This is a genomic window from Dyadobacter endophyticus, assembly GCF_014641595.1.
GTDB lineage: Bacteria > Bacteroidota > Bacteroidia > Cytophagales > Spirosomataceae > Dyadobacter > Dyadobacter endophyticus.
Map to the genome: position 1 here is coordinate 2540903 of NZ_BMIA01000001.1, position 20923 is coordinate 2561825.

Genomic DNA, 20923 nt, shown 5'->3' on the forward strand with positions numbered 1-20923 from the left:
TTGACCTGAATCACTTGAAAAGCACCTGCGCAAATTCGAACAGGTCGTGCCGCCATACCGGCCAGGTATGCCCTCCGGGATATTCGCTGTACTGGTAGCGAATGCCCGCCTTGTCGTACTTCGCCAGCATTACCTTGCAATTCTCGTAGGCGATGTCCTTTTGGCCCCCCATCGAAATGCGGAAATGTTTCAGATTAGTGTTGATATTATTCGAATTCCCTTCGATCAAAGCATAATGCGACTTCGAAAGCTCCGCGTTGTTGGCAAACCAACCCGAGCTAAATACACCCAGGTAGGCAAACTGGTCGGTATTTTTCACGCCCGCATACAAAGTCTGCAAACCGCCCATCGAAAGGCCCGCCAGCGCCCGGCCCTGTGCGTCGGTTCTCACCCTGAAATTGCCCTCAACAAATGGCATAACACCCTGTTTCAGTTCATTTTCAAACATTTTCAACGCATTCTCATTAAAACCTGCAATGCCGCCGCCACCGCCCATGTTACCATCCATCATGACCACCACCATCGGTTTGGCTTTGCCTTCGGCGATGAGGTTATCCAGAATAAGGCCAGTCCGGCCCTGGGTTGCCCAGCCGCGCTGGTCTTCACCTCCACCGTGCAGCAGGTAAAGTACCGGCAGCTTTTCGGCCAGCTGGTCGTAACCTGGCGGGGTATACACGCACATTTCGCGCCAGGCGTTGGAAGCTTTCGACAAGTACTTTTTCACACGGATATCCCCATGCGGCACATCGCGGAGCGCATAATACCCGCCTCCTTTAAACGGTATTTCAATGCCGCTCGCCATGCGGCCCATTCCGTAGAAGGTTTCACTGGCCGGGTCGGCCAGCGCAACGCCGTCGATCAGAAGCGAATAATAATGAAAGCCTTCCCCGATAGAATCGGTCGTGACAGACCAGAAACCGGCGGTATCTTTCACCATATCGTACTTTTTACCCAAATCCACCTGCACCCGCTGTGCACCCGGCGCCTTGGTACGGAACACGACCCGGTTATCAGGCAAGATTTGTGGATATTTCGCCGAGCGGATATTGGTTTCAGCCGGTGAGCCGAGGATAGTGTATTGATTGAGACTTTTGATGTCCACCGGTTTGAAAAGAAACTGTGAAAACATAAACAGCCCATTCTTCCAAACCTTGAAATCGTGCACGCCTGGCTCTACATAGTACACATGCGGCACGTCGTTCACGAACAGGTAGTCGTGCGTACGCTTGCTGAAAGTGATTAGCCGGTCGTCGTCGCCGCAGGATAGCCACAACAACTTCAACTTTTGCCGTGCAGCCGCCGGGTCGGGGATCAGTTCTTCGGGCTTTTTGGTGTTGGGAGCGGAAGAAAAGCCGCCCACCCAGGCAAATTTGTCGAGATTCCCGAGCCCGAAATTCAGCGACTGCCCGCCGCCCATCGACAACCCGGCGATGGCGCGGTGCTCGCGATCGGTAAGTACGGGATATTTGCTTTCGACAAACGGGATCAGGTCTGTGAGCAAATCCTGCTCGAACGTCGTAAATGCCGCCACCTTATCGGCCGCCATGATGTTGCCGGTGGCGCGGTCGTCCTTCATCGCACGGCCATTGGGCATTACCACGATCATCGGCTCAATCTTCCCGTCGGCATACAAGTTGTCCAGGATCAGCTGCGGATTACCGCCTTTGAGCCACTCCTTTTCATCCCCGCCAATACCGTGCAAAAGGTACAAAACCGGGTATTTAACCCTTTTGGAATAGCCGGGCGGCGTGTACACCAGCGCTTTCCGCACCGCGCCCACAGTCTTCGACTTGTAGCTTACCGTATCGATTCGCCCGGCCGCAACACCCTGCCGGGGCACATCGAAGCCCTTCGGCATTTCCTTCGCGGTATTGTTTTGGGCAAAAGCCCCCCAACCCGCCAGAAACGGGATCAGAAACAGGAAAATTTTGAGCATAATTATTTGTATAAATTTAAATTCTGACGCTCTTACCCGATGCTACCGATTTGTAAATCGCTTCCACGACACGTATGTCGCGCAGCCCTTCCTCGCCGGGGGCGATCAGGTCGGTGTTGTTTATAATGGCCAGGCAGTCTTCGTCCATTTGCTTCGCCTGCTGGCTTTTGATCGGGAAATTGATAATCGTTCCGTCCGACATGCTGCCCTTGTTCCCGTTGTAACCCGATTGCGGCTCCATTTTCAGCCAGCCTTTTTCGTAGTTTACTTGCAGGTAGTTCATGTTAATGCCGAAACTGGTCTGGCAGGCAGCCCTGGCCCCGCTTGGGAAATCGAGCATAAACATCATTGTTTCTTCCACTTCCTTGTAAATGTCGGGCCGGGTGGTCGAAGCCTGGGCGATCACGCTGACAGGCTCTTCGCCCGTGGCCAGGCGCGCACCCTGCAATGCATACACGCCCATATCGCCCATACAACCGCCCCCAAGTGCCTTTTTCTGCTTCCAGTGATCGGTACGGGCATCGAAATACCCGGCGGCGCTGTTGACCATTTTTACTTTCCCGAACTTCTGTTCCTTTGCTACCTTTATGTAAGTCTGGATATTCGGGTCGTGCTGGCAACGGTAGCCGATCGCGAGCTTCACTTTATTGCTCTTGCAGGCCGCGATCATCGCTTCACAGTCGGCTACGGACGGCGCCATGGGCTTCTCGCAAAACACATGTTTACCGGCTTTGGCTGCCCTTACCACATATTCGCGGTGCATCGAGGGCGGCAATACGACATACACAATGTCGATATCCGGGTTTTTAGCAATCTGGTCGAAGTTCTGGTAATTGTAAATGTTCTTGTCGGGAATATTGTATTTGGCTTTCCAGGTTTCGGCTTTCGCGGGCGTGCCGGTAACTATGCCCGCGAGATAGCACTTTTCGGTCAGTTGCAGCGCGGGAGCAAGCAGGTCGGTACTGTAATAGCCCAGGCCCACGAGCGCAATGCCGAGCTTGTCCTTTTTCGGGGAAGTTGCGGCGATGAGCGGGTTACCGGAGAACAACGTAGCGGCCCCGGCCAGTGTTAATGTCGATAAAAAATCGCGTCTTTCGATTTGCATAGCTTGTATGATTGAATGCTTTGGGATAGGTCATCGGCACGAACATGCCGGTACAGCTTTTAAAAGCCGGTACCGGCATCCGTTTTACCAAAATAATCGGTATTATTTTAAGGGACGATCGGGACGATCGCGCCATCCGCGCCACGCACGAGCTCGCGTACCTTCACGTTACGCAGGTGTGTCTTGCCGGAAATCTCGGTGTCGTGGTAAAAGATGTACCATTTTCCTTTGAATTCTACAATGGAATGGTGGGTCGTCCAGCCTTCCACCGGTTTCATGATCACGCCTTTGTAAGTAAATGGCCCGTAAGGCGAGTTGCTTTCGGCATAACAGAGCAAGTGGGTATCGCCGGTAGAATACGAAAAGTAGTATTTGCCGTTGTACTTGTGCATCCATGCCCCTTCGAAAAACCGGCGATCGTGATCGCCACCGAGCAGCGGTTTTCCTTGCTCGTCCAGGATCTGCACGTCGCGCGGCGTTTCGGCGAACGTGAGCATATCGCCACTCATCTTCGCCACTTTGGCGCTTAATGCAGGCTCCTGGTCATGGCCCTTGCCCAGGTCGGTGGAAAGTGACTTGTCGTACTTCCCCGAATGCCAGCGTTGCAGCTGCCCGCCCCAGATGCCCCCGAAGTACATATAAGTCTGCCCGTCGGTATCGGTAAAAACGGCCGGATCGATGCTGTAACTACCCGGAATAGGCTTTGCCTCAGCCTTGAAAGGGCCCGCGGGCGATTGGGCAGTAGCCACCCCGATCCGGAAAACATCCTCCTTATCTTTCACAGGAAAGTACAAATAATAAGTACCGTTCCTAAATGCCGCATCGGGCGCCCACAGCTGGCGCCCTGCCCAGGGAATGTCTTTCAGGTCCAGCACCACACCGTGGTCGGTCACCTTGCCGCCGATGTTATCCATCGAATACACGTGGTAATCCCGCATGTTGAAATGCCCGCCTTCATCGTCCTGAGGCACATTCGCCTCGATATCGTGGGATGGGTAAATGTAAATCCTGCCGTTGAAAACATGCGCGGACGGATCGGCGGTGAACAGGTCGCTGATCAACGGCTTCACCTTGGCGTGCTGACAAAAGCCCGTTCCCAGGCCGGGGCCAACCATAGCCGCCAGAGCCAGTAGTCCGGCTGATAAAAAGCTGCGGGTCATATACAATGCTGATTAATACGGTTTAATATCCTGAATTTTGAGGAAAAGCAGGCCCGTCCACAACTCTATCGATCTGAGACTGCGGAATTGGCCTTAACATATTGAATTCCTTCACATATTGTGCCGCCTCCTGGTTCCATTCCTGCACGCGGCGCACAAGCGAGCGCGTACGTACGAGGTCGTGCCAGCGTTGCCATTCTCCGAAAAACTCGCGGCTACGCTCGTCGAGGATGAAATCCAGGGTCACGTCGGCAGCGGTAATAGCCATGGCTGCGGCTGCGGCTGCATTCTGCGCGGTGGTGTTGCTTTTGCGGAATGCCGCGCGCTGGCGTACGACGTTGATCAGGGCGGCAGCCTTCGCGGCGTCACCGGTTTTGAAATAGGCCTCCGCGCCAGTCATGTACACATCCGAAAAGCGGTACAAGACGCAGGGACGGGTGGAGGGATCATTAAAGTTGGCACCGCGGCTCGGGTCCATGAATTTCTTTAATGCAGGGAAAATACCGTTGTTCCAAAGACTCGGCGGCACCACAATGCCCTTGAATGGCCTCGTGCCAACGAACTGCGGGGCACCGGGCACCTCGTAATCCGGCAGCCATACAGCCGTATCCGAGCCAACGACGGTGGTATAACCGATCCCCCGGCTGTTGTTGGCCGCATTAGCCGCATTGGTGATGGAGGTATTGGAAATATAAACCGTGTAGAAAGAATTGGCAAAACGGGAGTCAACGTCGCGCTTGGTAAACGCCTGGTCGAGGAAATAGTTCTTGCCTGCGTGTGGGCCGGTGGGCCATTTGTCGGAGTTCGGGCGCATACGTATATAAGGGCGACCGTAATACGAGTCGCGGATCATGCCCGAAGTACCGCTGTTGACAAACGCGCCAGCGGCATTTTTAAATGAGTTGATACCGCTGTTGTTCGGGTAATTCCAGTTGGTAAACCACGGCGAAAGGTTCTGTGCCGCACCCCCGCCGGCCGCACCACCTACGCTGTAATAGCCGTATTTAGGGTCGAGGACGTGGTCGCTGACGAACATGGTTTCCTTCCCGTAATCATTGCCGGCCACGAATGCGTCGCCGTAATCCTGCCATAAATCCAGCCCGTAAGCCGATTTGTTGGCGATGATCTCGTCGCACAATGCGGCTGCTTTCGTAAAATCGGCCGCGGTGTTGTTCAGCCAGCCTCGGGTAAGGTATGCTTTTGCGAGCAGGAATTGCGCCACCGCCTTGGTAGCCGCCTTCCCCAAAAACGGTGCGGTCGGCTGGTTAGGCAGGTCGACCGCAGCTTCGGTCAGATCTTTAATTATCAACTCATAAACCTGCGCCGCTGGCTGGCGCGATGCAGCCTGCGAAGGCACGGTAATAAACTCGGTATGCAAGGGCACATCTCCCCAGGTTTGGACCAGATAGAAATACCAGAATGCCCTTAGGAACTTCGCCTGGGCCAGGTATTGCTTCCGGGTAGCTTCGGGGAGGTCGATCGTCTGGCCGTATTGCAATACGCCGTTCAATGTATTGATATCCTGAAATGCGACGCCCCAGGCCGACCCGAAGTTACTGCCGTTCAGCCCATTGTAAGTATAAGGAATGGGCGTACCAGCGCTGAGGCCCTGGATAAACTCATCGGTACCGGCCTGCATTTCCACGGTAAAACCTTCGGTACCCCATTGGCTGCGAATGTCGTTGTACACCCCGGCAATGCCGCCGAGCACACCCGACGGGCTATTGAAATACGAAGGGACGATCTGGGATTGCGGATGCTCTTCGAGCACTTTTTCACAACCGGAACCCAGCAATGTGACCAGGCCCGCGGTGATTAAAACTTTTATGGATTTCATAGTCGGATCAGAATTTAAGGTTTACGCCCACGGTGAATTGCCTTACCGGCGGATTATTAAGGTTTACGGAAATCTGCCGCTCCGGTGCCCCACGCTCACTGGCCCCTTGCGGGTTAAGCGTCGACTGACCGCTGGCATAGCTGTTCCCTTCCGGATCGACAGCCAGATTGTCTTTCACCAGGGGTGAATAGATAATGAACGGGTTCGTCAGGTTGACGTAAATACGGGCTGACGTAGCCCCGATCTTTTTGATAATGTCGCTGGCGAACGTATACCCGAGGTTAATGCTGCGGCATTTGATGAACGAGCCGTCGTAATACCCGAGCGTCGAACCGAAGTTGGCGACCGCGCTGCTGGCGTCGGGCGCCGGGAATGCGTTGGTGGGGTTGGTATCAGTCCAGTAGTCGACTTTCACCTGGTTGACGCGGCTTTGGTTGAAGAATGCAAACCCACCCGAACCCGTAGAGTTGCCGGTAAGGTAAGGGACAAGCACTTTCATACCCATCCGCGCATAGGTAACGATGGACGCGTCGAAGTTTTTGAAACTGAAACGGTTAGTAAGCCCTCCCTCCCATTTAGGCTGGAAATTACCGAGGATCTGCCGATCGTTCGCGTCGATTTTCCCGTCCGCATTCAAGTCCTGGACCCTGATCTGCCCCGCATATTGCACGGGGGAGGTCTGTTTAGCCAAAGTACCATTCTCGGCGTCGCTGAGCTGCCATATACCCAGTTTTTTATAATCATAAATCACCGAAAGCGGCTGTCCTACGAACCATCCCGCGCCCAGGTTGGCCTTTTCCTGCGGGGTGGTCAGCTGTGTGATTTTCTCGCGGTTGAAGAAATAGGTCGCGTCCACGCTCCAATTGAACCCTTTCGGTTTTCGGGCAATTTCAAAAGTGACAGCCACTTCCAGTCCCTTACCCTCTGTTTTACCCAGGTTTTTCAATGTGGAACCGGCTCCATTGCTTGGAGGAAGCGGTACGGAGAGCAGGATATTCTTCGTTTTCTGATGGTACCAGTCCACGGAGCCGGTAATGCGGTTGTTCAGAAACCCGAAGTCGATACCAATATCGACCTGAGAGGTTGATTGCCAACTTAGGTTGCTCGCGGGAAGGCTGGTAACGGTGTAGGCCAGTTGCTGCCCTGCGGTACCGGTCCCGAAGTTGTAATACCCGGCCGACAATGCGCCCAGCGTCGAATACGCGCCCACATTCCGGTTCCCCGATACCCCCCAGCCGCCACGCAGTTTCAGGTTGGAAACAAAGGCAATGCTTTTCATAAATCCTTCCTCGATCACATTCCAACCCACTCCCACGGCCGGATAGTTGAAGTACTGATTACCGGGCGACAAGGTGGAAGAGCCATCTCTGCGCAATGTCAACGTGAGCAAATAGCGGTCGTCATAGCTGTAATTGATCCTGCCCATGTAGGAAAGCAGGCCAGTCTCCGAAAACGAGTTACCGAAATCCGAATTGGCAACCGGTTGGCCGGATGCCAGCGAGAAGTTCGAAGTTTTAATGTAATCCGCCGGAACGCCCGTCACCGTGAAGCGGCTCCCTAATGAGTGGTTTTTAGTATATTCATAAAGTGCGGTGAAGCCCAGTTTGTGCTTATCTGCAAATGTTTTGTCATAATAAAGCAAATGTTGCAGGTTCACGTCCCAGTACTCGGTATTGCTGATCTCGGCTGTCGACGAGGATTGTACCGTCGCAGAATTGAAATACGTGAGCGGGCCATTGTAGCCATTGTAATTCGATTGACTGAAATTCAAACCCGCATTAAACCGGTATTTCAAACCCGGCAAAATGGTCACCTCCGCATAGAGGCTATTGAACGTCCGCACCGAGCGCGTACGGCCAAGGTACGAATCCTTTTTGGTCAGAATCGTGAGCGGACTCACGCCGGCAGCATCGATCGAGCCCTCCGACGGGAACATATTGACGCTGCCATCGGCATTGTAAGGTGACGCCAGCGGAGTCAGGCGTACCAATCCGCCTGGTACGCCGCCACCACCGGGCGTGTTCTGGTAGGTGAGAGTATTCAGCGTGTTCAGCCCGATTTTGATATTCTTCCCAATGCGCTGGTCAACGGTCGCGCGGAGGTTGAAGCGCTGGAAACTCTGATTAGGGATAATGCCCGTTTCATTGAAATACCCCAGCCCGAGCGAATACTGCGTGTTTTCAACGCCGCCCTGCATGCCAAGCTGGTGATTGGACATGAAACCCGGCTTGTAGATCAGGTCCTGCCAGTCGGTAGACACGCCGTTGGCCAGGGCTTCCTGCTCCTTAGGAGTGAGCAGATAACCCGATGTGCCGGGGCTGCTGCGGTTGTATTTCGCCGCGTCGGTTTTGAACTGGGCATATTCAGCGCCGTTCATGACATTGAATTTACCCATAATGCGGGTCTCTCCGTGGTAACCGTCGTAACTAAAAACGGGCTTGCCTACCTTCCCTCTTTTGGTTGTCACGAGGATCACACCACCCGCGCCGCGCGAGCCGTAAATAGCCGTTGCAGAAGCGTCTTTCAATACTTCCAGGCTTACAATATCGTCGGGATTGATGTCGTTCAACCCTCCGAAAGGTATTCCGTCGACCACCACCAACGGGCCGTCCAGCCCATCGCTGGATCCGGAACTTGTCGTAAGCGTCCTATTGCCCCTGATTCTGATCTGCCCCTGCGAGCCGGGCGTGCTGCCATTGCTGATAATGGACACCCCCGCCGCACGGCCTTTAAGCTGGCTGATCAGGTTGGGCGCGGGCACTTCTTTGAGGGTTGACTCGCTTACGGACACCACCGAGCCGGTCACATCCCGTTTGCGTTGCGTTCCGTAGCCGACCACCACCACTTCTTCCAGCACCTTGTGATCGGGTGCGAGCGACACGTTGATGATCCTCTGATTGCCCGTCACCACTTCTTTGCTAGCGTAACCCACCAGCGAAAATACGAGTACAGTGCTCTCATTATCGGGGATCGAAATTCTGAAATTACCATTCTCGTCGGCGCTCGTGCCCCGTGTGGTGCCTTTAATGAGGATATTCGCGCCGGGCAATGCATCGCCCGTCTCGCCAGTAACCTTGCCCGTTATCTCCACATCCGCAACGACATAGCTGGCCTGCCTTGCCAACCGTTTGTTCAAATCGGTTTCCAATGCACGGACGGGGGCCGCGTGGCCCAGCGTCGCCATGAGCATTATCGGCCATCCTATGGTCGCTAATGCTTCGAGCCGGTTTCTCTTGTTCTGTAAAAAGTAGCGCATAGGCTTGCAGGGTTTTTGTTGAAAATTTTTATTTGTCATTTTGACAATATATTTTTAGAACATAATGATTCCAATAATTTATGGTAACCTGGCAATGGACAAAAGTAGCATGGCCGTGAGGCCGCCCGTGAGCACATTTGTTCAAACTATGGGAACAAATGTTCAAAACAGGGCGAGAAGTGGCCGATTCAGGGACAAAGTTGCATTTAACCCATTCCTGACGAGGAGAAAAGCATCTTTCTTTCGTCTTTATTACTGACCTCTATTTAAAGCATTGAAATTGAAACAGACCAGGCCTTTCCTGCTCCTGCCGATTTGCTTCCTGCTGCTGTTCATCGGCGTTGGCAGGACGGCCATGGGCCAAAACGAACAGCCTCGTTTTACAGCCATTACTTCCATGGACGGGCTTTCTTCCAACACGGTCACCGCAATCCTGAAAGACCGTTACGGGTTGCTCTGGTTCGCTACCGACGACGGCCTTAACAAATTCGACGGGACAGGTTTCACCGTTTACAGACACCGGAAAACAGATCCGAACTCCCTTAAATCGAACGACATTTCGGCGCTCTACGAAGATCGAGCGGGACGCATATGGGTCGGGACGATCATGGGCTCCCTGCATCTGTACGACCGCCGGAAAGATTCGTTCGTGCGGATCAAAACCTATCACAGTATCAATTCGATATGCGGGGATGGGCAGGGCAAAATATGGATAGGAACTACGCAGGGCCTGATTATCGTCGATCCTCTCACATTTGAGATCAAAACTTTCGCAGCTGTTCCCGGTACTCCGGCGCAGGTAGCGGGGAAGCACGTACACCGAATATTCCGCGACCGTCAACAGCAAATGTGGGTCGGTACGGGCAATGGGCTTTTCAGGTATTTGAATAAACATAACCGCTTTTTCTCCATAGACTACCGCGCTGCCGAACGCTATCAGGCGGGGGCAGAATTTGTAACGTCCATTGAAGAGGACAGTACCGGCAGCATGTGGGTCGGCACGCAGAATGGCCTGTTTGTCCTTTCTGCGGAAGGGAAACAAATCCGGCGTTTCAGCTATCAACCGGGAAACAGCCATTCGATCAGCAACAATATGATCTTCTCGGTTGCCGCGCAAAGCCGGGAGGAAGTCTGGGTCGGCACCGACGGCGGATTGAACATCATTGATACCCGCACGGGCGGCATTACGCACCGCTCACCCGACCCGCGCACGCCGTTCAGCATAACGAACAAGTCTATACGCAGCATTCTCACCGATCCTGCGGGCATTACCTGGCTGGGCACCTACAAAGGCGGTGTCAACAAATACGACCGCAGCCTCATGCTTTTCGGCTTGAAACGTTGTGATCCTTACGACCCGTACGGCCTCAGTGCTCCGTTTGTGACTTCCTTCGCCGAGCATTCCGATGGCCGCATTTTCGTTGGCACCGACGACGGCGGGGTGAACCTGTACGACCGCAAAACCAACCTTTTCCGCAAATACGCCATTCATCCGAGGAACAAGGCCGCTTCATCGGGGCTTGCCGTGCTGTCGCTGAAACTGACCGCGCCCGATGCGCTCTGGATCGGCACATTTCAGGACGGACTTTTCCGGCTCAACCCCGCTACCGGCCGGTACGAGCAGTTCACGCAGGGCACGGAAGCCGGTTCGCTGGGCAACAACAACATTTTTGCCCTTACCAAAGACAAAAAAGGAAGGCTGTGGATCGGTACCAATGGCGGAGGAGTGAATATATTCCACCCCGAAACGGAGCAGTTCGAACGGCTTTTTGACCAGAATATTTCCCTGCCAAATCGTATTATCCCGCTGAATGCCTACATCCGCGATATTCTGGAAGATCGGCACGGCAAAATGTGGATCGCGTCGCACGGTACCGGCATCGCCGTTTTTGACCCCGAAAGTCGCACTTCCGTACTGCTCGATCGCGACAAAGCCGCATTGCCCAGCAACAATGTACTCTCGCTCCTGGAAGACAGCCGAGGAAACATCTGGGCCGGTACCGGCGGCGAAGGTCTCGCTTTATTTAATCCGAAAACACGAAAATTCATCACATTCGGCGTCAATGAGGGGCTTTCGAGCGGCATGATCAACAAGGTGTTGGAGGACGCGCAGGGGCGTATCTGGGTAAGTACCAATGAAGGGATCAGTTTTTTTGATATACACAAGAAGAAATTTACCAACTATACCACGCATAATGGCCTGCAAAACAACACTTTCGCATTAGGGGCAGGCCTGCGCACGTCCGATAACCTGCTCTTTTTCGGCGGCATTGCGGGTTTCAACTACATCGATACCCATGGCCTGAAAAGAAACCAGGGTCAAACTCCGGTGATCTTAAGGGACCTGAAAGTAGGAAACCGCACCATTACTTCCGCAGATTCGGGCATGATCGATGCCGATATTTCCGTCGCGCAGTCGATCCGGCTCGATTACAAGCAGAATTTTTCCATCGCTTACGGGGCACTCAACTACACCAACCCCGAACAGACCGCCTACCGGTACCGGCTTGTGGGACTGCAAAACGAGTGGCAGCAGGCGGGCAAGGCAGCTACCGCCAGTTATACCAACCTCAGTCCCGGCGATTACCGCTTCGAAGTACAGGCCAGCAGCGACGACAGTGATTGGAGCTCTCCACCGGCGACTGTCGCCGTGATTGTGAAGCCGCCGTTCTACCTTACCATTTATGCCTACATTTTCTATGTGCTGGCGCCCGTTGCGGCGGTGTTCCTCATGCGGCGGCGCGGTATCCGCAGGCTGCACCGGAAATTCAGGGAAGAGCAGGCCCGCCGGGAAACCGAACGCGCCCAAGAGCTGGACAGGCTCAAAATTAAGTTTCTGACTAACCTCAGTCATGAATTCCGCACGCCTATTTCGCTCATCCTCGCACCCGTCGACAACCTGCTCGGCCAGGAGCAACGGCATCAGCCGCAAATTGCGGCCATCCGACGCAACGCCAAACGACTGCTCAATCTGGTTGACCAGCTGCTGGATTTCAAAAACCTGCAGGAACAGGAACTGAAAGCCGATTTGCGACGCGCCGACATCGTGCCGTTCATCCGCGACGCCTGCGATTCATTCAGCGACCTTTCGCAGCGGAAAAGGATCCGTTTCACTTTCGACAGTGCTGTGGAACATTTACTGATCGATTTCGACGCCGGCAAAATGGAGCGCGTACTATTTAACCTGCTTTCGAATGCATTCAAATTTACACCCGAGGGCGGCGAGGTGGCATTGCAATTGAAATGCAGCACCGACGATTCGCAGCAAAACTGGCTGTATATCAAGGTATCCGACACCGGCATCGGTATTTCGACCGAAAATCACGAAAAAATATTCGACCGGTTCTTCCAGGACGAGGCCGACGCTTCGGTACTCAACCAGGGCAGCGGGATCGGTCTTTCCATTGTCAGAGAGTTTGTGCAAATGCATGGCGGGTTCATCACTGTCGGCAACAATGCGGGTAAGGGTAGCATTTTCACTGTCGCGTTGCCTTGTGAAACGTTGGTGTTCAACCCTGTCGAAATTACGCCAGCGGATGCAGCCGCGGCTCCTTTCGCGGACATTGTTCTACCTGAAAAAGTCGCCGGACCGGCCGGTAAAATACCGCCAGCCCCCGATGAAATGCCGCGCAACGGTTTGCCGCGCAACGGTTTGCCGGGCAACGACTTGCCCCGAATCCTGATCGTGGAGGATAATGTGGAGTTCAGGCATTATCTCAAAGAGAACCTGGAAACGCATTACCGTGTGCTGGAAGCGGCTGATGGCCGGGAAGGCTGGCAAAAAGCATTAAGCTACCACCCCGAGCTGATCGTAAGCGACATCGCGATGCCGGAAATGGATGGGCTGGCCATGAGCGAAAAAATCAAATCCGATAAACGGACCAGCCACATCCCGATCATTCTCCTCACGGCGTCGAGCGGCGAAGAACAGCAATTGAAAGGGCTCAGCTCCGGGGCAAACGATTACCTGACCAAGCCTTTTAATTTTGAAATACTGAATGTGAAGATCAATAACCTGCTGCTGCTCAACCGGCTGCTTAAAGATGTGTATTCGAGGCAGATACAAATGTCGGGCCGTGATGTGGCAATCGAATCCGGGGATGTAAAACTGCTCCGCGACATGCTTTCGTATATCGACGACAACCTGAATTCACCACAGCTCAGTGTAGAAAACCTCGCCCGGCATGTGGGCATGAGCCGGGGGACGCTTTATACCAAAGTACTGGAAATCAGCGGACAAACACCCATCGAGTTTATCCGGTCGATCAAATTGGAAAAAGCTGCGCTATTGCTCGAAAAAAGCGATATGAATGTTTCGCAGATCTCCTACACGGCCGGTTTTGCCACGCCCAACTATTTCACCAAGTCGTTCAAGGCCAAATTCAACATGCTCCCTTCCGAATACATGGCAATGAAGCGCAAGCCATTTTTACACGCATCACATTGAATTACATTATTTTAAATAAAATCGGATTGTTCCGGATGAAGATTTCAAAACTCCTGACCTTGTTCCTCTTCTGCGCGGCCATACCGCTGCACGCGCAGATACGCTTGCCGAAACTGATTTCAGACCATATGGTTTTGCAGCGTGACCAGCCGCTGAAAATATGGGGCTGGGCCTCGCCGAAAGAAAAGATTACGCTTCAATTTGATCGCAAAACCTTTAAAACGACGGCCACCGCAGCCGGAAAGTGGGAAATAGCGCTTCCCGCACATTCCGCGGGTACCGGTTATTCGATGGTTTTGAAGGGCAGGAGTGAAATCCGCATTACCGACATTGCATTCGGCGACGTGTGGCTTTGCAGCGGGCAAAGCAATATGGTGATCAACATGGAGCGTGTGAAGGAGCGGTTTCCGGCAGACATTACGTCGGCCAGCTACCCCGAAATCCGTAATTTCTTCGTCCCCACGCTCACGAGCCTGGGCGGGCCCGCGGAAGACTTCCCAAAAGGCGAATGGAAAACCGCCAGTCCGGAAAACGTGCTGACATTCGGGGCCGTCGCCTACTTTTTTGCTCGGGAAATTTACGAAAAACACAAGGTGCCGATCGGTATTATTAATAGCTCCGTGGGAGGAACGCCCATTGAGGCGTGGATCGGCGAGGGTGGTTTTAAGGATTTTGAAAATATCCGGCAAACCATCGCACAGAACAAGGATACGAGCTATGTCAATGCATTTGCCCGCATCGTGACCGCGGTCCCGCAAGAGCGCACAGTGGCGGACGCGGGGCGGGCGGAGCACTGGGAAAGCGATGCATACCAGCCCAAAGGTTGGAGAAATTTCAATATTCCGGGTTATTGGGAAGATCAGGGATTGAAGGCGCTGGACGGCGTGGTGTGGTTCCGAAAAACAATTGAAGTGCCCCAAAACTGGGTAGGGAAGCCTGTCAAACTGTACATGGGGCGCATTGTGGATGCGGATGAAATGTATGTCAATGGCAAGAAAATCGGCAATATCACCTACCAATACCCGCCCCGGCGGTACGAAATCCCGAGCGGTTTGCTCAAAGCGGGGCGGAATACCTTTGTCGTAAGGGTTACCAATTCGTCGGATAAGGGCGGATTTGTGCCCGATAAGCCCTATTTCATGACCACCGGGAGCGACACGATCGATTTGAAGGGCACCTGGCAGTACAAAGTCGGCGAGGTATTTCCACCCGGTCGAAATACCGCTACCCCGCGCCTCGTGCACCAGAACCAGCCGACGGCGTTGTACAATGCGATGATTGCGCCGGTTTTACCACTGAAAATCAAGGGATTTTTATGGTACCAGGGCGAGTCCAACACCGGAAACCCGGAGCCTTACAACGCATTGCTCCCAGCGCTGATCAAGGACTGGCGGGCGCATTGGCACGACGACCATCTGCCTTTCCTGGTTGCGCAGCTGCCCAATTTCCAGGACATCGATTACACCCCGGCGGAAAGCAACATTGCGTTGCTGCGGGAGGCGCAGAATAAGGCCCTCACGCTGCCCAATACCGCCGTGGCCGTCACGATCGACCTGGGCGAATGGAACGATATTCACCCGCTTAATAAAAAAGATATTGGTAAACGGCTGGCGCTCGCCGCCCGAAACCTCGCATACGGAGAGAAAGACGTGATTTACTACGGCCCGGTGCTGAAATCGTACAGCACTGAAAACGAAAAGATTATATTAACATTCGACCATGTGGGCGATGGCATTTTTTCGTCCGACAGTGAAACATTACGCTGGTTTGCCGTCGCAGGTGACGACCGGAAATTCTATTGGGCGGAGGCTGAAATACTCGGAAAAGACCGGGTCGCATTGCGCAGCGGGCAGGTTACATCGCCTAAATACGTTCGCTATGCCTGGCAGGATAACCCGGAAGGCGTCAATTTTTATAATTCAGCCGGGCTGCCAGCCTCCCCTTTTCGGACGGACGGCCAGGGGGCAGAGGCTATTCAAAGCCATTCAACACATTAAATCACGCTTCCACCGGAACCAACCTTATTTATGATGGTACTTACAAAAACCCTTTTTCACAGTAAGATTCAAAACCTGGCCCTGCTGCTGCTCCTTTTTGTAGCTATCTCAAACAATGCCTCGGCTGACGACGGCTACCGGCTCTGGCTCAAATATGACCGCATTCAAAATACCACTATAAGCGCTACTTATAGCAAGTCATTCAATTTCATAGCCTTATCCGGCAACAGCGACATTCTGAACAATGCTGTCAAAGAACTTCAAACCGGCCTTACCGCCATGCTCGGCAAGCCAATTCCGATCGTGAAGACACCGGTCATTAACCAAGGCGGCATTATCCTGACCATTTCGGCCAACGGAGCATCCGGTGACGGGTATTCGATTCAAATGCAGTCAGGAAATACCGTGATTACCGCTTCGAAAGACGCTGGCGTACTTTATGGCAGTTTTGCCCTGCTCCGGCATTTGCAGCAGCATTTACCCGTCGAAAAAGTGGTAGTTCAGAGCAGTCCGAAGATCCAGTTGCGGATGCTGAACCATTGGGATAACCCCGAAGGACCCATCGAGCGCGGGTACGCGGGGTCGTCGTTATGGAAATGGTACGAGCTGCCCGAGACCGTCGATCCGCGTTACACTGATTATGCGAGAGCCAATGCGTCGATCGGGATTAATGGTACCGTGGTGAACAATGTGAATGCGAGTGCCCGGTTTTTGACGGCTGAATACGTGCACAAAGTGGCTGCATTGGCCGGCGTTTTCAGGAAGTTTGGGATTAAAACCTATCTGTCTATTCATTTTGCCGCCCCAAAAACGCTCGGCGGGTTGAAGACTTCCGACCCGCTCGATCCGGAAGTGCGGAAATGGTGGATTGAAAAGACGAAGGAAATTTACAGCATTATCCCCGATTTCGGAGGGTTTTTGGTAAAAGCCAATTCCGAAGGCGAACCTGGCCCGCAGGATTACGGCCGCACCCATGCCGATGGCGCCAATATGCTGGCCGAAGCGCTGGCACCATTCAATGGCGTGGTGATCTGGCGGGCTTTCGTTTACAAGGCCGATCCAAATGCAGATCGTTTCAAAGCAGCCTACGACGAATTCGCCACGCTCGACGGAAAGTTTGCGAAAAATGTCATTGTCCAGGTCAAAAACGGCCCGATCGATTTCCAGCCGCGCGAGCCATTTTCACCGCTGTTCGGCAATATGCCCCGCACGCCGTTGGGCATGGAGTTCCAGCTCACCCAGGAATACCTTGGCTTCGCGACGCATTGGGTTTACGAGGCCCCGATTTTCAAGGAGTGCCTCGACGCCGATACTTATGTTAAAGGCAAAGGCTCCACCGTCGCCACGATTGTGGACGGTTCGCTGCACAATTACCGATTAACCTGCATGGCTGGCGTGGCCAATACCGGTTCCGACCGTAACTGGACCGGCAATCCCATGGCCCAGGCCAACTGGTACGCATTCGGGCGGCTGGCCTGGGATCACACCCTGAGCCCGGAAGCCATCGCGCGCGAATGGACACAACTCACATTAACCACCGAGCCAAAGCACGTCTCGGCGATCAGCGACATCATGCTGCGGTCGAGGGATATTTATGTGGATTACAATACGCCGCTCGGTCTCTCGCGCCCGTGGACGGGCAGCCATTACGCGCCCGAACCGTGGCAAAACCGCAGCTCGCGCCCCGACTGGACGGCCATTTACTACCACCGCGCCGACTCGTTGGGATTGGGATTCGACCGCACCGCCACCGGCAGCAATGCATTACTGCAATACCGGCCCGAAGTAAGCCGCACCTGGCTCAATGCGGAAACTTGCCCGCTTCCCTATTTGCTTTGGTTCCATCACATTCCCTGGTCGCAAAAACTCAGCTCCGGCCGAAACCTCTGGGATGAACTTTGCCACCGGTTCTACACTGGCGCCGACTCAGTATTGTGGATGCAAAAACAATGGGCCGGCGTTGCGTCCTCCATTGACCCGGCGATCCACTCCGACGTTACCGGCAGGCTCGCGAAGCAATATAATGAGGCGATCTGGTGGCGGGATGCGTGGGTGTTGTATTTGCAGACATTCTCTAAAAAGCCCATTCCCGCCATTTATCCTAAACCGGAAAAGACATTGGAAGAAGTTAAGAAGCGTGTTAATGTGTATTTGATGAGGTGATGTTGATCAGGAACGTTCAGTTTCCCGGACGGGACTCGTTCATTTGCCGCTCTTTTATCCGCTGCTCGGCCAGGGTTTCGACATTGTGGGCTTTACGCTCCTCGTCGCTGACTTTGGTCGAGTCGATGCGGTACCGTTCAAATTTTGCGTTGGGACCCATTTTTACATATTGGGTCCCGTAAATCTGCGGCTGGCCTTTCCGCATCAGGTGCCTGTCGATAGCCGCGGCGAGCAGCCATTTATTGGTATTGCTATCCAGTTCGATAGCCTTTTTCATTAACGTTATGGCCTTACTGGAAGCAAGGGTATCTATGCCGTGTTGAAAGATCATTGCACTGTGATAATAGTCCTTTCCTGTTCGCACCTTGTTCGAATCGAGAAGCTCATTCACGCGGGTACGCCTCTGTGCGTCATCCTTGTTCAGTTGGGTCCAGTTGATGTTCTGGGCTTTTCTGGCCGACTGGTCTTCATTATACATCCTGAGAATTTCGGCGTTATCGACCGCCTGTGCAAAGACGGGCGCACGGCCGATGAATGCTATCGATACAATAATGATTGCCAGCCTCATACTGATGTTTATTTAAATGTCAATATTGGTGACAAAAGTATTCGATGGTCAAATCATACTGGCGTTAACTACTACTTCCAACTTGCATTCAGGGACGAACACCTTCACCGTACCTTAACAGGCTCTTGTCGGGCACGAGCGGGCCCATGAGGAAGAGCATGATCAGCAGCCCGACGAGCGCCACCAGCCCGAAACCCAGGAAAAGGATGTTGTAAGCGTAATGGTAGCCCATTTCCGCAGCATTGTTTTTAAGGATAATCCCCGATACGGACTGAAAAACGGCGCCGCCAAGTCCGGTACCGACGCAAGCCATGCCCCATACTGAGGCAGCCGAGTTCTTTGGCACCACATCAGCCGGAAATGTAAGCGTGTTGGCCGTGTAGGCCGTGTAGCCGAAACCCGCCAGTCCGAAGACAATCAGTGCCGAAATAGGCGTCGAGATCACGAATGGCCCGGCAAGCAGCGGCAATATCATAATGAGACTCGCGATGGTGACCGCCACTTTCCTTGCGCGCGGGATAGGCATGCCTCTTTTGATAATGTATTGAGTGAAATAGCCGCCCGCAATGTTACCGACGTCGGCGATGACGAAGGGAATCATGGCCAGCCAGCCGATTTGCTTCATTTCGAGGTGATGCACATCCACCAGGTAGCGGCCGATCCAGAACGTTACGAAGTACCAGACAGGGTCCATGAAGGTTTTGGATAAGGTAAACATCCGCACGAACCGCGTTTTCAGGAGCGCCTTTACCGGTACTCGAAAGGCCTCCTTCTTTTCCTCTTTATTTTCTTTGGGAGTGTAATAAATAAACCAAAACGCTACCAGCCACAAATACCCGCAGACCGCCAGAATAACGAATGTCGCCTGCCAGCCGTAGTTTACGCCCAGTAATGCCACCAATGGCGGGACAATCACTGCACCCAATGCAGAGCCGCTGTTGAAGATCCCCGAGGCCGTGGACCTTTCGTGCGGCGGGAACCATTCGGTGGTAAGCCGGATGGCGGCGGGCCAGTTTCCCGCCTCGCCGATCCCGAGCATAAACCTGCAAACGCCAAACTGAAAGGGTGTTGAAGCAAACGCGTGGACGAGCCCGGCCGTTGTCCAGAATGCCATGCAAAGGGAATACCCTACCCTGGTACCGAGGCGGTCGATTACAAAGCCGGAGAATGCATTCGAGATCATGTAGGCCGCGAAAAATGCGGTACCGATGTAGCCGAATGCATCGTCCGGGATGAGTTTGCGCAGCTCCCCCTCCGCGCTCAGGTAGTTGAACGACAGCCTGTGTACGTAGTTCAGGACCGTCGCCAGGAAGGCCATTCCGACCATGACCCATCGCATCCCCGACATTTTGATCGCCGGGGACACGGGTATTTGATTTTCTACCATTCAAATGCAGGTTTTAGAATGTAAACGGAACGTCAGAGCTGGAATAGCGGGCTAAGTCGCGGTGTATCGGACGAAACCGACAGTCTGTTTTGAAGCGGCCTCCCCTGCCCTTCCCAATGCACGGTCATGAGGTCGTTGCTTTCGAGCAGCAGCTTGCTTCCGAAACTGAACGCGTCGGCACCGAAGAAATGCACGTGGGCCTGTAAAGGAAGCCTGTGGCCAGGGTATTTGAAATGGTGGTATTCGAGGTTTTCAAGACTGTGGGCCATATTTTGCTCGCCGGTTTGGATATCGGCGCTCCATTTTACCTGCTCGTTGGCCGACACCTGTACATGACCTTTAATATACCCAAAATCACCTCCTACTACCAGCTCCGGGCCGATTGCACATTGCCTCAGCTTGGAGGGTGCGAGGTAGAGGTAGTTCTTTTTCTCCATCACGTGATCGGAAAACTCGTTCCCGGTCGCGAAGCCGATCCGGTGCGGCGTACCTTCCCGGTCGACGATGTAAATGCCGGCAATTTCCGGCTCTTCGCCCCCATCGTCGCCGAAGTCCGGTACTTCGAGCGTTTCGCCGTGTGCCCTCAGTACTGAGCCGTTGCCTTTGTAAAACCACTCCGGCTGAACGCCGATCTCACCGGGCTCCGGAAAGCCGTTTTCCACGCCCCATTCGTACATGATGATGCTGTCGGTGGGCTTGGTACCCTCGGTCGCGGCGTGCATCGCCTGGCGGTTGAGGGCGCTGTTTTTGTGTGTAAGGCCGGTTCCGGCTACCAGGCAGCGGAACGGGTCGCCCGGGCAATCGAATGCCGGGAGCAGCTTCCATTCACTGGTTCCCGCATACACGTCGTCGTAATGCAGTTTCGTTTCCGAGCGCGCGGCCAGCAGCAACTCCACGAGCGTCTTTTTAGTATCGATGGCCTCCATTGCGGCTTCGTAAACCGATTTGGCGCCATTTAAAAGCACCAACGAAGGTTCTTCCACCCTGGCCAGGGCGCGCCCGTGCTGCGGGTGTGAGATCTGTACGATTCTTGTCATGTTTTGCATTAATATCATTTAAAAAATCAT

11 protein-coding genes are annotated in these 20923 nt (G+C 53.7%); 3 read left to right on the forward strand and 8 right to left on the reverse strand.

Features of this window, described 5'->3' with window-relative positions; all coding sequences use genetic code 11:
- Positions 1–10: 10 nt before the first annotated feature.
- The 5 genes from IEY24_RS10325 to IEY24_RS10345 all read right to left on the reverse strand — a co-directional run bounded on the left by IEY24_RS10325 (position 11) and on the right by IEY24_RS10345 (position 9294).
- On the reverse strand, positions 11–1936 hold the full coding sequence (locus IEY24_RS10325; RefSeq protein ID WP_188931353.1) for an alpha/beta hydrolase-fold protein: 1926 nt from the start codon (positions 1934–1936) through the stop codon (positions 11–13).
- Positions 1937–1952: 16 nt separating this feature from the next.
- Entirely contained in the window at positions 1953–3041 is a 1089-nt protein-coding gene (locus tag IEY24_RS10330) for a Gfo/Idh/MocA family protein (RefSeq protein WP_188931355.1), read from the reverse strand.
- 107 nt (positions 3042–3148) lie between these two features.
- Positions 3149–4156 carry a glycoside hydrolase family 43 protein gene (locus IEY24_RS10335; protein ID WP_229222132.1) on the reverse strand — a complete coding sequence of 336 codons (1008 nt, stop codon included), beginning with the start codon at positions 4154–4156 and terminating at the stop codon, positions 3149–3151.
- A gap of 67 nt (positions 4157–4223) precedes the next feature.
- Complete coding sequence (locus IEY24_RS10340) at positions 4224–6038, reverse strand: RagB/SusD family nutrient uptake outer membrane protein (protein WP_188931359.1); 1815 nt, start codon at positions 6036–6038, stop codon at positions 4224–4226.
- A gap of 7 nt (positions 6039–6045) precedes the next feature.
- Positions 6046–9294, reverse strand: coding sequence for a SusC/RagA family TonB-linked outer membrane protein (locus tag IEY24_RS10345; RefSeq protein WP_188931361.1), 3249 nt, complete (start codon positions 9292–9294; stop codon positions 6046–6048).
- Positions 9295–9574: 280 nt separating this feature from the next.
- Between IEY24_RS10345 and IEY24_RS10350 the strand changes: the two genes are divergently transcribed.
- Genes IEY24_RS10350 through IEY24_RS10360 form a run of 3 tightly spaced genes read left to right on the forward strand, consistent with a single transcriptional unit; the run spans position 9575 to position 17901 of the window.
- Positions 9575–13741, forward strand: a complete 4167-nt coding sequence (locus IEY24_RS10350) for a hybrid sensor histidine kinase/response regulator transcription factor (RefSeq protein WP_188931363.1) — start codon at positions 9575–9577, stop codon at positions 13739–13741.
- Positions 13742–13776: 35 nt separating this feature from the next.
- On the forward strand, positions 13777–15738 hold the full coding sequence (locus tag IEY24_RS10355) for a sialate O-acetylesterase (RefSeq protein WP_188931365.1): 1962 nt from the start codon (positions 13777–13779) through the stop codon (positions 15736–15738).
- 30 nt (positions 15739–15768) lie between these two features.
- On the forward strand, positions 15769–17901 hold the full coding sequence (locus tag IEY24_RS10360) for an alpha-glucuronidase family glycosyl hydrolase (RefSeq protein ID WP_229221797.1): 2133 nt from the start codon (positions 15769–15771) through the stop codon (positions 17899–17901).
- Positions 17902–17917: 16 nt separating this feature from the next.
- Here the strand turns inward: IEY24_RS10360 and IEY24_RS10365 are convergent, their stop codons facing one another.
- From IEY24_RS10365 to araD1, 3 genes are all read right to left on the reverse strand, one after another.
- A complete protein-coding gene (locus IEY24_RS10365; protein ID WP_188931367.1) occupies positions 17918–18469 on the reverse strand; it encodes a hypothetical protein in 552 nt (183 codons plus the stop codon).
- 88 nt (positions 18470–18557) lie between these two features.
- On the reverse strand, positions 18558–19856 hold the full coding sequence (locus tag IEY24_RS10370; RefSeq protein ID WP_188931369.1) for an MFS transporter: 1299 nt from the start codon (positions 19854–19856) through the stop codon (positions 18558–18560).
- Positions 19857–19888: 32 nt separating this feature from the next.
- A complete protein-coding gene (gene araD1 / locus IEY24_RS10375; RefSeq protein WP_229221799.1) occupies positions 19889–20893 on the reverse strand; it encodes an AraD1 family protein in 1005 nt (334 codons plus the stop codon).
- Between the last annotated feature and the right edge of the window lie 30 nt (positions 20894–20923).

What these genes read in the sequence shown, in the direction of transcription:
- IEY24_RS10370 (WP_188931369.1), bottom strand. Translation starts at nt 19,856, where the DNA reads ATGGTAGAAAATCAAATACCCGTGTCCCCGGCGATCAAAATGTCGGGG.
- IEY24_RS10355 (WP_188931365.1), top strand. Translation starts at nt 13,777, where the DNA reads ATGAAGATTTCAAAACTCCTGACCTTGTTCCTCTTCTGCGCGGCCATA.
- IEY24_RS10340 (WP_188931359.1), bottom strand. Translation starts at nt 6,038, where the DNA reads ATGAAATCCATAAAAGTTTTAATCACCGCGGGCCTGGTCACATTGCTG.
- IEY24_RS10330 (WP_188931355.1), bottom strand. Translation starts at nt 3,041, where the DNA reads ATGCAAATCGAAAGACGCGATTTTTTATCGACATTAACACTGGCCGGG.
- araD1 (WP_229221799.1), bottom strand. Translation starts at nt 20,893, where the DNA reads ATGACAAGAATCGTACAGATCTCACACCCGCAGCACGGGCGCGCCCTG.
- IEY24_RS10345 (WP_188931361.1), bottom strand. Translation starts at nt 9,294, where the DNA reads ATGCGCTACTTTTTACAGAACAAGAGAAACCGGCTCGAAGCATTAGCG.
- IEY24_RS10335 (WP_229222132.1), bottom strand. Translation starts at nt 4,156, where the DNA reads ATGGTTGGCCCCGGCCTGGGAACGGGCTTTTGTCAGCACGCCAAGGTG.
- IEY24_RS10325 (WP_188931353.1), bottom strand. Translation starts at nt 1,936, where the DNA reads ATGCTCAAAATTTTCCTGTTTCTGATCCCGTTTCTGGCGGGTTGGGGG.
- IEY24_RS10365 (WP_188931367.1), bottom strand. Translation starts at nt 18,469, where the DNA reads ATGAGGCTGGCAATCATTATTGTATCGATAGCATTCATCGGCCGTGCG.
- IEY24_RS10360 (WP_229221797.1), top strand. Translation starts at nt 15,769, where the DNA reads ATGATGGTACTTACAAAAACCCTTTTTCACAGTAAGATTCAAAACCTG.